General features: G+C 66.9%; 14 protein-coding genes. 12 read left to right on the plus strand and 2 right to left on the minus strand.

The annotated features are described in order from the left end of the window. The first annotated feature begins 751 nt into the window (after positions 1-751). The 3 genes from AC4BGE_RS18315 to AC4BGE_RS18325 are packed head-to-tail and all read left to right on the plus strand — an operon-like array spanning position 752 to position 3,937. Positions 752-2,227, plus strand: coding sequence for a DUF4389 domain-containing protein (locus AC4BGE_RS18315; protein WP_490576218.1), 1,476 nt, complete (start codon positions 752-754; stop codon positions 2,225-2,227). 22 nt (positions 2,228-2,249) lie between these two features. Next, entirely contained in the window at positions 2,250-3,194 is a 945-nt protein-coding gene (locus AC4BGE_RS18320) for an ABC transporter ATP-binding protein (RefSeq protein WP_490576219.1), read from the plus strand. Next, the gene (locus AC4BGE_RS18325) at positions 3,191-3,937 is read left to right on the plus strand and encodes a hypothetical protein (protein ID WP_490576220.1); all 747 of its coding nucleotides are present in this window, start codon (positions 3,191-3,193) and stop codon (positions 3,935-3,937) included. Before AC4BGE_RS18320 ends, AC4BGE_RS18325 begins: the two co-directional genes overlap by 4 nt. Positions 3,938-4,034: 97 nt before the next feature. On the opposite strand, the gene AC4BGE_RS18330 is transcribed toward AC4BGE_RS18325, so the two are convergent. Then, on the minus strand, positions 4,035-4,160 hold the full coding sequence (locus AC4BGE_RS18330) for a hypothetical protein (protein ID WP_490576221.1): 126 nt from the start codon (positions 4,158-4,160) through the stop codon (positions 4,035-4,037). Positions 4,161-4,204: 44 nt separating this feature from the next. Between AC4BGE_RS18330 and AC4BGE_RS18335 the strand changes: the two genes are divergently transcribed. From AC4BGE_RS18335 to AC4BGE_RS18345, 3 genes are all read left to right on the plus strand, one after another. Beyond that, positions 4,205-4,570: a hypothetical protein gene (locus AC4BGE_RS18335; RefSeq protein ID WP_490576222.1), complete on the plus strand. Its 366-nt coding sequence runs from the start codon at positions 4,205-4,207 to the stop codon at positions 4,568-4,570. Positions 4,571-4,632: 62 nt separating this feature from the next. Next, a complete protein-coding gene (locus tag AC4BGE_RS18340; RefSeq protein WP_490576223.1) occupies positions 4,633-6,042 on the plus strand; it encodes a TrkH family potassium uptake protein in 1,410 nt (469 codons plus the stop codon). Between the two features lie 25 nt (positions 6,043-6,067). Continuing rightward, entirely contained in the window at positions 6,068-6,706 is a 639-nt protein-coding gene (locus tag AC4BGE_RS18345; protein WP_490576224.1) for a potassium channel family protein, read from the plus strand. A 491-nt stretch (positions 6,707-7,197) separates the two neighbouring features. Here AC4BGE_RS18345 and AC4BGE_RS18350 read toward each other — a convergent pair whose 3' ends face one another. Further along, positions 7,198-7,380: a hypothetical protein gene (locus AC4BGE_RS18350; RefSeq protein WP_490576225.1), complete on the minus strand. Its 183-nt coding sequence runs from the start codon at positions 7,378-7,380 to the stop codon at positions 7,198-7,200. Positions 7,381-7,550: 170 nt separating this feature from the next. Between AC4BGE_RS18350 and AC4BGE_RS18355 the strand changes: the two genes are divergently transcribed. The 6 genes from AC4BGE_RS18355 to AC4BGE_RS18380 all read left to right on the plus strand — a co-directional run bounded on the left by AC4BGE_RS18355 (position 7,551) and on the right by AC4BGE_RS18380 (position 12,530). Next, complete coding sequence (locus tag AC4BGE_RS18355; RefSeq protein WP_490576226.1) at positions 7,551-8,555, plus strand: type IV secretory system conjugative DNA transfer family protein; 1,005 nt, start codon at positions 7,551-7,553, stop codon at positions 8,553-8,555. Between the two features lie 195 nt (positions 8,556-8,750). Beyond that, positions 8,751-9,023, plus strand: a complete 273-nt coding sequence (locus AC4BGE_RS18360) for a hypothetical protein (RefSeq protein WP_490576244.1) — start codon at positions 8,751-8,753, stop codon at positions 9,021-9,023. A gap of 283 nt (positions 9,024-9,306) precedes the next feature. Next, entirely contained in the window at positions 9,307-9,750 is a 444-nt protein-coding gene (locus tag AC4BGE_RS18365; RefSeq protein ID WP_490576227.1) for an RpiB/LacA/LacB family sugar-phosphate isomerase, read from the plus strand. 1 nt (position 9,751) lies between these two features. Continuing rightward, positions 9,752-10,693: a formate transporter FocA gene (gene focA / locus AC4BGE_RS18370; protein WP_490576228.1), complete on the plus strand. Its 942-nt coding sequence runs from the start codon at positions 9,752-9,754 to the stop codon at positions 10,691-10,693. A 50-nt stretch (positions 10,694-10,743) separates the two neighbouring features. Continuing rightward, complete coding sequence (locus tag AC4BGE_RS18375) at positions 10,744-12,279, plus strand: molybdopterin-dependent oxidoreductase (protein ID WP_490576229.1); 1,536 nt, start codon at positions 10,744-10,746, stop codon at positions 12,277-12,279. Between the two features lie 5 nt (positions 12,280-12,284). Continuing rightward, complete coding sequence (locus AC4BGE_RS18380) at positions 12,285-12,530, plus strand: hypothetical protein (RefSeq protein ID WP_490576230.1); 246 nt, start codon at positions 12,285-12,287, stop codon at positions 12,528-12,530. Positions 12,531-12,918: the final 388 nt, after the last annotated feature.

Below are 12,918 nucleotides of genomic sequence, written 5' to 3' on the forward strand. Positions count from 1 at the left end.
CCCTGCCGCCGGAGCGGCATCGGCACGAGGCTGAGGGAGAGCACGAGGCCCCCGCACCGTGTCATCCGCAGCCAGTTGGAGTCACCCACATGAACATCCCACCCACACTCCGCACCCAGGGCGATCACACCGACCCAACCCCCGCCGGGGCACCAGCGAAGTCCCGGGTTCTCGATCTGACCTCCCCCGCACGTCGCGCGCTGGCCACCCTGCACATCGGTTTCGGGCTCACCTTCCTGTGAGCCTTCATTGACAAGCTGCTGGCTCTCGGGTTCCACACCGGGTTCGACCAGGAGGGCACCCTGGATCGGTCCGGGGACGCGGCCTGGATCAACGGGGGCAGCCCCACCGAGGGATTCTTGGCGTTCGCGGCCGACGGCCATTCGAGGACCTCTAACACCCATCGCCGGTGCCGCCTGAGCAGACTGGCTGTTCATGCTCGGCCTCCTCGGGATCGGTCTCGCGCTCACGCTCGGGATCGGGATGCGCCTCGCCGCAGCCGCCGGAGCAGTGCTCTACGTACTGATGTGGAGCGTCGTCCAGCCCCCGGAGAACCATCCCGTGCTCGACCGAGCACCGCCTCTCCGCCCTCGCCCTGGTTGTTTTCGCGCTCACCTACGCCGGCGACACCTGGGGACTGGGCCGTCCGCGGTCCAGGAGCCCGGATCGTCCAGGACAACCCCGTTCTCGATGAACACTGCCCCGGCCCGTCACGCACGGGTTGGGGGCTCACAAGCCTTGGAAAGGCGCCATGACCACCCTTGCGACCCCGTTCGTGTCCCCCACCGACTACCCGGTGCACGTCGATGCCCAGCTCGACCCGCACCTGAGCCGTGGCCTGTGGCTCGTCAAGTGGCTCCTGGCGATCCCTCACTACGTGATCCTGGCCTTCCTGTGGATCGGCTTCGTGGCGACCAGCGTCATTGCGTTCTTCGCCATCCTCTTCACCTGCCACTACCCGCGGGCGCTGTTCGACTTCAACGTGGGCGTCCTGCGGTGGTCCTGGCGGGTCGGCTTCTACACCTTCGGTGCACTGGGGACAGACCGCTATCCCCCGTTCTCGCTGCACGACGTCCCTGACTACCCGGCCCACCTCGAGGTCGACTACCCGCATCAGCTGTCCCGGGGTCTGGTGCTGGTCAAGTGGTGGCTGCTGGCCATCCCCCACTATCTGGTCGCCGGCCTGTTCCTCGGCGGTGTCGGCTACGTGGCGCAGGACGGGCCCGGGGAGTCGTTCTCCGGGATGGGTCTGATCGGGCTGCTCGCGCTGATAGCCGGCATCGTGCTGCTCTTCACCGGCCGATACCCCGGCCCGATCTTCGACCTGGTGCTGGGTCTGAACCGGTGGGTGCTCCGCGTTGCGGGCTACGCCGCGCTGATGACCGACCGCTACCCCCCGTTCGCGCTCGAGCAGGGTGGCCACGAGACCGGCACGGTGTCTGTGCACGCGTCCCTGACCTCATCGGCTGCAGCGACACCGGTCGCCGCCGAGACGTGCACCGGCGCGACCCCGACCATGTCCGGCTGGACCGGCGGCCGGGTCACGTCACTGGTCCTCGGCTCCGTGCTCCTCCTGAGCTCCCTGGGCCTGGCAGGTGCCACCGGCACGCTGGCTGTGCTCGACCAGGGCGGGCGTGACCAGGACGGGTTCCTGATGAGCGATCGGCAAGCCTTCGACACCCCCACCCATGCCGTCGCGTCGAGCAACCTGCAGCTGCACACCGATGCACCCGGCGAGTCCCTCCCTGGCCGATTGCTCGGCGATGCTCGGATGACCGCGGAGCCGAACACTGGAGCCGAGCTCTTTCTCGGTGTCGGTCCCACCTCGAAGGTCCGGGACTACCTCGCTGGGGTGGGCTACGACACGGTGACCGGGATCCGTGATCACGACCCCACCTACAGGACCCACTTAGGCGCCGCGCCCACCACATCGCCGGCCCAGCAGACCTTCTGGGTCACTCAGGACTCCGGCGTCGGCGAGCGAACACTCACCTGGGAGCCGGCCGACGGTGACTGGACGGCCGTGCTCATGAACGCCGACGGTGGCCAAGCAGTCTCCGCGGAGGTCACCGTCGGTGCCGAGCTTCCCGCCCTCGGGGGCGCCGTCGTGCTGCTAGCCGTCCTGACCGCCCTCGGGCTGCTCGCCGGCGGCATCCTCGTCGCCCTGCCGTGGCGAGCGATCTCACGGCAGCGGCGAGACACCAACGCCGTCGTCCCTCAGCTCTGACAGCCCCGAAGACAGGAATCCCATGTACCCCATCAAGTTCGAGACGGTCACCAAGAAATACGGCCACGAGGTCGCGGTCGACAACCTCAGCTTCACCGTCCACCCCGGCCGCGTGACAGGCTTCCTGGGACCCAACGGCGCAGGCAAGTCGACCGCTATGAAGATCCTGCTCGACCTGGCGAAGGCTGAGCACGGCCGCACGACGATCGGCGGCACCCGCTACCGCGACATGCCCGACCCGGCGCGCACCGTCGGTGTGGTGCTCGAACCCAACGCGTTCCACCCGGGACGCAGCGGCCGCAACCACCTGCGGATACTCGCCGACGGTGCCGGGCTGACACCTTCACGTATCGACGAGATGCTAGAGGCAGTCGGGTTGTCGCACGCAGCAGACCGACACGTCGGGGGATACTCCTTGGGCATGCGGCAGCGGCTCGGGCTGGCCGCCGCCCTGCTCGGCGACCCACCCGTCCTCGTCCTCGACGAGCCCGGCAACGGGCTCGACCCGCAAGGTATCCGCTGGCTGCGCGACCTGTTGCGTGAACGTGCCGCGCTCGGAGGCACGGTCTTTGTCTCCAGCCACCTGCTCGACGAGGTGGAGCACCTGGCCGACGAGGTTGTCGTGCTGAACCACGGCAGGCTGGTCGCCACCGGCACCCTCTCCGCCCTGCGGCAGGCCGGTACGTCGGTGCGCACACCGTCCCCGGATCAACTCACGCAGGTCCTCGTGGCCGCCGGTGCCACCTTCCACACCGGAAGCTCGGGCGACATCGTCGTGCGGGGCATCGACATCGCCGCGATCGGCGACCGGGCCTGCGCCGCCGGGATCGCGCTCCACGAGCTCACCCCCCAGGCAGGTTCGCTCGAGGACCTCTTCCTGGGCTGGACCAGCAACGACACCACCCACGAGGCCGTCGCCGACGCCCCCGCTGTGGCCGACCCCGAGAGGCAGGCAGTACCACTGTGACCACGCTGAGACTTCTGCGAGGTGAGTTCCGCAAGCTCACCACCACCAAGCTGCCCTTCGGCTTCCTGTCGGTGTTGGTGGTGATCGCCTGCCTCGACGCAGCCGTGGTGGCCTTCGGCACCGAGATGGACGGCAGCAAGGCGTTCGTCGCCACCGCCGCCGACCAGCGGTCCCTGATGGCGTTCGCGTTCAACGCGATGATCGGCACCAGCCTCCTCGGGGCCATCGCCGTCGCCCGGGAGTACGGACACCACACGGTCGTCCCGATGTTCCTGACCTCCCCCAAGCGCTCGCGGGCAGTCCTCGCCCAGCTGGGGGCTGTGCTGACAGCCGGCGCCCTCCTGGCGTTCGTGGGACAGGCACTGGTCATCGCCGGGGTCGCCCTGGCGCTGCCCAGCACCGAGCACGGATTCCTGGTCCCAGCCGGAGACATCGCTCAGCTCCTCGCCGCCACCACCCTGGCCGGCGCGATCGGTGCCGTGCTCGGAGCAGGTCTGGGGGCCGTCATCCGCAACGTGGGTGGTGCCGTCACCACCGCAGTGCTGGTGCTCTTCGTGATCCCGCCGCTCGCCGTGCAGCTGGTCACCGAGGTCGGTTCCTGGATCCCCACGACACTCTTCGCAGTAATCTCGGGAGTCAGCACCGACGTCAACGTGTGGGCGGCCCTGCTCGCAGTCGTCGCCTGGGCACTCGTTCCCGCTGCCGCCGGCCTGCTGACCACCCAACGGCGTGACGTCGTGTGAACACCACCGTGCGGGACCGGGGAACCACCGAGAACACCGCGTCGGTCGCTCAGGCGCAAGGCGACGTCCGCCGCCTCTATGCCGGCGGGTTCTACGGTCAGCTGGTCTCCGGCGTGGTGTGGCTGGGGGCTGCCTCGGTGGCGAGCCTGGCCACTCTCTGGGCTGCGATCCCCACGCTCTTCTTGGGCGGCGTACTGATCTTCCCGCTGACGACGCTGGCCATCCGCCTCACCGGACGGCCGGCGTTCCTGCCCGGCAGGGCACCCCATGTCCTCGTTGGGGATGCAGATCGCCCTCGCCGTGCCGGTCGGCCTACTGATCGTCATCGCCCTCGTCGACGATCTCGATCTGTTCTTCCCCGCGAGCATGGGGATCGTCGGCGCGCAGTACCTGCCGCTCGTCCCCCTCTACGGCATGCGCCTGTTCGCGGTCCTCTCCGGCATCCTGGTGACCGTCGGCGTCTGTCTCCTGCGCTGGCTGCCCGCCCCGTTCACGCTGGCCGCGTGGTTGACCGGAGCGTTGCTCGTGGTCTTCGCCTACCTGTTCTGCTGGTCCACACTCTCTCCCAGGCGCGCAGCAACAATGCCGATGGCATCGCCTCGATGCCGAGAGGAGATGGACGCACCGCTATGAGCTAGAAAAGCCCAGGAAGTCGACATCCACCTGGACGACCATGCTCGGCGTCTCCCGCGTTCGTGGGGCGGCCCGACCCTCAGGCTGGCAGGCTGACGAATGACCGACCAACCCGGGGGGCGATGAAGCGCGTGAGACGTCTGTGGAACGGGATCGTGCATCCCGCTCGGATCGTGCCTCTCGCGTTCCTTGCGGCAGTCCTGCTCGGCGCTGTGCTGCTCTCGTTGCCGATCTCGACCCCCGGTCCGACCCGTCCCCCGGTTCTGACGGCCGCGTTCACCAGCGTCTCCGCGGTGTGCGTCACCGGCCTGACCACGGTGGACACCGCGACCTACTGGTCACCGTTCGGACAGGCCGTCATCGTGGGTCTCATCCAGGTCGGCGGGTTCGGGATCATGACCTTGGCGACACTGCTGGGGATGCTCGTGGGCAGCAAGTTGCGCCTCAGGTCTTCGCTCATCGCCCAGGCCGAGACCCACACCCTCAACATCGGCGACGTCCGTCATGTCGTGCGCCGCGTCGCCATCACCATGCTGGCGTTCGAGGCCGTCTTCGCGATCATGCTGGCGCTGCGCTTCCGTGCCCGGTACGGCGACACCTGGGCCGAGGCGGTCTGGCACGGCGTCTTCCACTCGATCTCGGCATTCAACAACGCCGGGTTCGCGCTCTACTCCGACAACCTCATGGGACTCGTCGACGACGCCTGGATCATGTTCCCCATCTGTGTCGCCATCGTCGCCGGAGGCATCGGCTTTCCGGTCCTGTTCGAACTACGCCGTCGCTGGCGACAGCCGCGGGCATGGACGGTGCACACCCGTTTGACGGTCTACGGATCCGCGGTCCTGCTCGTCGCAGGGATCGGCGCGTTCCTCGCCCTGGAATGGACCAATGGAGGCACCCTCGGCGGCCTCACCGCGTGGGGCAAGATCGTCGGTGGCGTCACCGGCGGCGTCGTGCCCCGGACGGCGGGCTTCAACAGCATCGACTACGGCCAAATCACACCCGAGACCATGGCTGTCAACTACGTCCTCATGTTCATCGGCGGCGGCTCAGCCGGCACCGCCGGCGGCATCAAGGTCACCACCTTCTTCCTCCTCGCCTTCGTCATCTGGTCCGAGGTACGCGGCGAGCGCGACACGAACATCGCCCATCGAAGGATCGGCGGCGACACCGTGCGCCAAGCCCTCACCGTCGTCCTGCTGGCTCTCGCCGCCATCGCCGTGGGCACCATGGCGATCCTGCTGGTCACCGACTACACCCTCGACGTGGTCCTGTTCGAGACCATCTCCGCATTCGCTACCGTCGGCCTGTCCACCGGCATCACCCCGAACCTGCCCCCTGCTGCCGAGATCACCCTCATGGTGCTCATGTACGTGGGGCGCGTCGGCACCATCACGGTGGCCTCAGCGCTCGCACTGAAGTCCCGCCACCGCCACTTCCACCTGCCCGAGGAGCGACCCGTCATTGGCTAAGTTCAGGAAACCCGCCTCGACCACAGTGCTCATCATCGGCCTCGGCCGGTTCGGCTCCGCGGTCGCCGAGTCCTTGGTCGGCATGGGGCACGAGGTCCTGGCCATCGACGAGAACCAGGCCCTGGTCGACCGATGGGCCGATGAACTGACCCACGTCGCACAGGCCGACACCACCGACGACGAGGCGCTCCGCCAACTCGGCGTGGCCGACTTCGAGCGGGCGGTGGTCGCGATCGGCACCGACATCGAGGCCAGCGTCCTGACCGTCCTCGGGCTCGCCGAAGCTGGTGTCCCCGACATCTGGGCCAAGGCCATCACTCACAAACACGGCGCCATCCTCGAGCGGGTCGGCGCCCACCACGTCATCTACCCCGAGCACTCCATGGGCGAGCGCGTCGCCCACCTGCTCACCGGCAGGATGATCGACTACATCGAGTTCGACGACGAGTTCTCCATCGCCCGCACCCTCGCGCCACCCTTCACCTGGGACAAGACGCTCGCCGAGTCAGCACCGCGCACCAAGCACGGCGTGACCATCGTCGGGGTCAAGCGCACCGGCGAAGACTTCACCTACGCCCGCCCCGAGACCACCGTGACCCGCCACGACCACCTCATCGTCTCCGGCCCCACCCGCATCGTGGAGAAATTCTGCAGCATGCACTGACGCCTCTCGTGCCGCGGGGGCGGATGCCTGCCGTCCCGTACGAGGAGCACTGATATCGCCGCGCGCTGCGTCGTACCCGCCCTTGGGCGCCATCGCAACGTCTCCACCTACGTCGGTCGTGCGTCCTCGTCCGGGCGCGGGCACTCACCTCACGCGGACAGCCACGGCAGACCGCCTATGCAGAATGTCGAGACCGCGCACCATGGCACCGCTAGGAACGTCGACCGCCTGGCTAGCGTCTTGCATATCTGGTACACAGGGAGCCGCATTCCCGACGTTTGCGCAGGTCAGCATGGGTCAGTCAGTCAGTCAGTACCACGACTTCTGGCCCAACTCGACCGATTCCTCGACCGTGCGTCGGCAGGTGCGGCCGCCGCCGCGCTCGCTCACCTGTTCTGAGGCGCGCGGGTCCTCCCGTGAATGGGCGGACAGATGACCCAGGAGCCTCGCCGAATCGCTGTGGACGACCGTGAGGTCCGGGTCCTTCCGTTCTAACGTCTGCCAACGAGGACGGGTGTCTCGACATCAAGCTGGACCACGAGCCGTACACCGCTGACGACGCGCTGCACCGGGAAGACCTGCAACGAGTGCTCGAGGACATCGGCGCCGACCTTTGCCGCGCCGGTGCGCGTGGAGGTCCACGAGGCCGACGGCACGAGCTTCACCGACATCATCACCCCATCGTTGGCGACGCCACGTCCAGTCGACCGGGTCCAGATTGCCAAATCCAGGATCGGCGAAGTGGCTGGAGACGGGTTCCTACCGAACGAGGACGTCGCAGTCGCTGTCGTCGTCGCTCACCAGAGTGCGAGCGCCGACGGAGTGCGAGGACCCGCTCACCGCGATGATCCGAGCCACCGGACTCGCCTCAGCTACCGGCCTCTCGACCGGCGGAGTTGAGTCCGGGGGCTTCTGGGAAGGCAAGACCCGCGCCGCCCTCCAGTCACTGCTACACGCAGCCGCACTCGACCAGCGGAGCCCCAGTGACCTGTTCGCCTGGACGCTGTCGCCGGCGGGCGCCGCTGACGCCGTTGCGATCCTGGCCAGCCACCCTGCCGCAGCGCCCGGCTGGTCGGACTCCCTGGAGTCGATGATCCACTCCGACCCCCGGACCCGCGACTCCATCTGGATGGGCGTCTCCCTGGCACTGTGCTGCCTGGCCGACCCTCGTGTCCTGGATGCAGTCTCACCACGACCGGGGGAGCACTTCGACCCCGCCGAGTTCCTCACCAGCAACGGCACCCTGTACCTGCTGGCCACAGGCACCGGGTCCGGCGCCTCATGGTCACTCGTCGCCGCGCTGATCGAGGACCTGGTCGAGACCGCCCGCCATCTCGCTGCAGCATCACCGGGCGCACGCCTCGACCCACCACTTCTCCTCGCCCTCGACGAGATCGGCAACCTATCCCCCCTCCCCTCACTACCGATGCTCATGGCCGAAGGCGGCGGCGCCGGGATCACCCCCATGCCCGTCCTTCAGTCCCTATCGCAGGCTCGAGACAAGTGGGGCGACCACGCCGCCGGCGCCATCTGGGACGCCTCGATCGTCAAAATCATCCTCTGCGGCACGTCCTCGGCACGGGACCTTCAGGATCTCTCAGCGCTGATGGGTGAACGCGCCGAGCAGACCGACACGGTCTCCGTCGGCGACTACGGCTCCCGCTCCCTGCAGCGCCTACGCGTCGCGGTTCCGTCATGCCGCCCGAGACGATCCGCACGCTGCCGTTCGGCACTGCACTCGTGCTTCTACGGAGCGCGTCCCCGCTCGTCACCGACCTGCGGCCGTGGACAAAGCGTCGCGACGCCGGCGACATCCGGTTGCAGCGGGACGGGGTGGAGCTCCAGCTAAGACGGACATAGGCGCGAACCCCGGTGCGTATTTGGGACGTGGCGGCCTCGCTGAGTGCAACACGGAGGCGTTGCTCTCCACCCACAGGGCTTCGGAGAGCTGCACCAAGCAGCATTCGCTCCGGGTGCCCTCGAGGCGAAGACCAAGTAGCTGATCGCCCTCGCAATCGGTGTAGTCGAAGGATGTGACGGCTGCATCGCCTCACACTCCCAAGCCGCAGTCCGCACCGGCGCGACCCGACAGGAGGCGGCCGAAGCCATCGGGTCACCTTCTGGAGAAGGGCGGACCGGCCACGATCCACGGACCGCGCGCCTACGACGCGTTCTGCGAGCCCGCGGATGCGGTGGCCCAGTCGCCGCACCAGCCCGAGAACAGACCGCCGACCCCAGCAACGATGCCGACAGCGGACGAACCTCGACCGCGCCGTCCTTGCTCGCCGGCTCGACGCGATCGCGATCGCGATCGTGAGTCCCGCACCGATGTACGCCAGGGTGATCTTGACGCCGAAAGGGTCAGCAGCAGGACGAGGGCAGGAATTCGATCCCCGCGGATGGTGACAGGGCATGTTCCAGAAAGGTATACGCCAATGTTCACGAAAGTCCCCTTGAAGAAACGTCCGGAGCCGTGAGGGCTTCCGGACGCTTCAGTCTGCCCCAGCCCTCCTCCCAGGTGGGGCTATCAGTGGCCGGGGGCAATTCCGCCACGCTTCCTCGGAGATCAGACGTGGAGCTTTGGCCCTACAGTGAGTTCTATGCGAGTCGTTATCGGGGCGCCAGGCAACGGCGCCGCCCTCAAGGACGAGATCAAGGACTTCCTGGAGCAGGACGGGCGAGTCAGCGAAGTCCTCGACCTCTCTTCGCCCGACATGACTTATCCGGCCGTGTCCTTCCAGGCTGCTCAGGCAGTCGTGGATGGCGACGTCGATCGAGCGATCCTCGTGTGCGGCACGGGTGTCGGGACTGCCATCGCCGCTGGCAAGGTCGCGGGGGCACGTGCGGCCACGGCTCACGACCTGGTGACCGTCAGAGGAGCCGTCGAGAACTACGACGCGCAAATCCTGTGCATGGGCCAAAACGTGATCGCACCGGTCCATGCGCGCGCCCTGGTGGATTTATGGCTCGATCTACGCCACGATCCAACCGGGTCCTACGGACCGAAACTTCGCGAGATCGAGAACTACGAGTCGCGCAGGTGATGTGACCGAGGCATATGCGGACGCAGGGGGAGCAGACATCGGCAGCGACAGCAGCATCCTCACCCCGTCGGAAATGGCGCGAGCCGCCGAGGACGCCGCCTTCGGCAAAGCCACCAGCCATCAACTGAAGTCGTTCCTGCTCGCTCTCACAGCGGGGGGCTACATCGCTCTCGGCTTCGTTTTCTTCGTCACGAGTCAGGTCGGCGCGGACCAACTGCCCTATGGGGTCGGCAAGGTCTTCGGTGGCCTGGTGTTCTCGACCGGCCTCGCCCTCGTCGTCCTCACCGGTGCGGAGCTGTTCACGTCCTCGACGCTCACCCTGACAGCGCGAGCCAGCGGCCGTCTCACGACCTGGCAGTTGTTGCGCAACTGGATCGTCGTGTTCGCCGGAAACTTCCTCGGCGCCCTGACGATCGTCGGCCTCATCTACCTGGGCCGAACCTGGGAGCAGGCCGAGGGCGGCTGGGGCGCCGTGGTCCTCGATATCTCGTTGAAGAAGGTCCATCACGACTTCCTGACCGCCTTCGTGCTCGGCATCCTGTGCAACCTCATGGTCTGCCTGGCGATCTGGGCCGCCTACAGCGGACGGACCACCGTCGACAAGGTCGTGGCAGTCACGATGCCGATCGCTCTGTTCATTGCCACCGGATTCGAGCACTCGGTGGCGAACATGTTCGTGGTGCCCCTCGGCATTCTCATCAGCGACTTCGCCGGCACCGACTTCTGGACCTCCTCCGGTCTGGACGCCGCGGCGTACGCCGACCTCACGTGGGCGAACTTTCTCAGCGACAACTTGCTGCCGGTCACCCTCGGCAACATCGTCGGTGGCGGTGTGATGATCGGCGTTCTCTACTGGACGATCTTCCACTTCCTCGACAAGCCCGGGAAGCCGATGCCCCAGCCCACGGTCGGCGGTGCCGACGAATCCTCAGACGACGCCTGACCACCTATCCGATTGACAGCCGCGACGCGGCGCCACGAAGGAGATAGCTGATGGAAGCCGTCAACGACTTCCCGTTTTGGCTGCGGGCCCAACACCTCTTGAATTTCGTCCTGATCGGAATGCTCATCCGCTCCGGCATCGAAATGCTCTCCTCGCTCCCGCGGCTGTGGTGGCGTCAGGACTGCGCCCCCGGGACCGAGTGGCTGAAGTTCACCAAGCGCGAGCTCCCCAAGGAGGAGGGGGTCTACACCTCGTTGATGGACGAGAAGTCCGTCCACCCGCTCCTGTCCCTCCCTGGGCGGGAGAACATCGGGCTCGGACGCCACTGGCACGGATTGTCGGTGATGCTCTGGGTGCTCAACGGCGTGATCTACGTCGTCTTGTTGTTCGCCACCGGGTTGTGGCGGCGCATCCTCCCGACCTCGTGGGACGTCTTCTCGGAGGCTTGGGCCTCGCTCAAGACCTACCTCAGCTTCAGCGTGCCCGACATCAGTCACTTCCAGCCGTACGACTCACTCCAGATGCTGGGCTACACGTTCGTCATCTTCGTCTTGGCGCCGTTCATGATCATCACGGGTGTGGCCATGTCGCCGGCGATCCGCGGACGCTTTCCGAGGTTCGTGAAGATGCTGGGGGGTCACCAAGGCGCCCGCTCGCTGCACTTCATCGGGATGGTCATGATGGCGGGGTTCATCGTGATGCACGTGTCGTTGGTCTTCCTGGTACACCGCGACCGGAACCTCGTCAACATGGTCTTCGGCGGCGCCGAGGTCGAAGTCTCCTCCGCCCGGGCAGCCCAGGCGACGACCATCATGGTCGCGGTGATCGTGGCCGTGGTCGTCTTCTGGATCGCCCTGTCGTACTGGTCGCTGGCCGACCGGGTCCGGGCGCAGCGGTTCACGGCCAGCTTCACCGAGATCGGGCGCAAGATTTTCCTCAACCGACTGCGGCCGCAGGGCGCCAAGAAGACGGCGTACACCGACGCCGATATCTCCGAGTTCCACTGGACCAACGGCCTCCCGCCCACTGAGGAGGAGTCGGCGCTCTGGGTCCAGGCACGGGACCGCGACTGGGAGGGTCTCACCATCACCGTTCGCGACGACATCAACGACGTCGAGAAGAAGTTGACGATCGAGGACCTCAAGCAGCTGCCCCGTCACTCCTACATCGCCACACACACCTGCATGCAGGGGTGGTCGGCAACGTCGCGTTGGACCGGCGTCCGCCTCACCGACCTGATGGACCAGCTCGGTCCGCGTCCGGAGGGTGCCCGCTACCTGCTCGCGGAGTCCTACGGACTGGCCCAGAAGATGTACGACAACCGCCCCCGCGAGCCCTTCTACGCAGCCATCGACCTGGACACGATGACCGAGGATGAGTCGATCCTGGCCTACGAGCGCAACGGTCACGAGATCGAGGACTATCTCGGTGCACCAGCGCGCCTACGCATCGAGTCCAACCACGGCTACAAGCACGTCAAGTGGCTCTCACGCCTCATGTGGATCCACGACTACGCCGACTACGGTGACGGTCGCGGCGGCACACGGGAGGACTCCGCGTTGCAGGCGTTCAACGGAAGGATCTGACGTTAGTGGCAAGGATCGTGTCGACGCGCTTCCTGGTGGAGGGCGTCAACGACGACTGGGACACGAAGAAGGCTATGCAACGGCTCTTCGACATCTTCACCGTCCACGGCATGGGCCAGGCGACGTTCGAGATCGTTTCCGGTGAGCCGACCCGCCTGTGGATCAAGCACAAGGAAGGAAGTACGCCGAGCCGCGAGCTGATCGCCGAGGCCCTGGCCAGGGCCGGGGACTACCGGGTGATCGACGGATGAGACCGCGAGCGGCGGCCACAACTCGCTCAAACGAGCCGTGCCGGGCACGGGCTCAACGTGCGCTACGGGCGGGAACGAAAGACCCTGGTCCACGGGTCCGGCGGCCACCTGCTCCCGATCGACCACGAACGCTGCTTCTTCAACTCCGACCTGCGGGGACCACACCCGGATCGTTGGCGACCGCGACTGCGTCTTGACTTGAAACAGAGGGGAGCCATGACACTGCGTCCTTGGTCATCCGGTTCAGACGGCCCTCCATAGGGTGCCGCAGACCTCTAACCTGCACGGACACCGCTTTCGTGGAGACCCCGTGCCCAACCTGTGGAGACTCCGCCGCGAGTGGCCATGCGCCATTGAGTTCTCATGATCTCGACGATGGCTTGTCGGT

The organism is Nocardioides sp. Z50_6 (assembly GCF_058215755.1).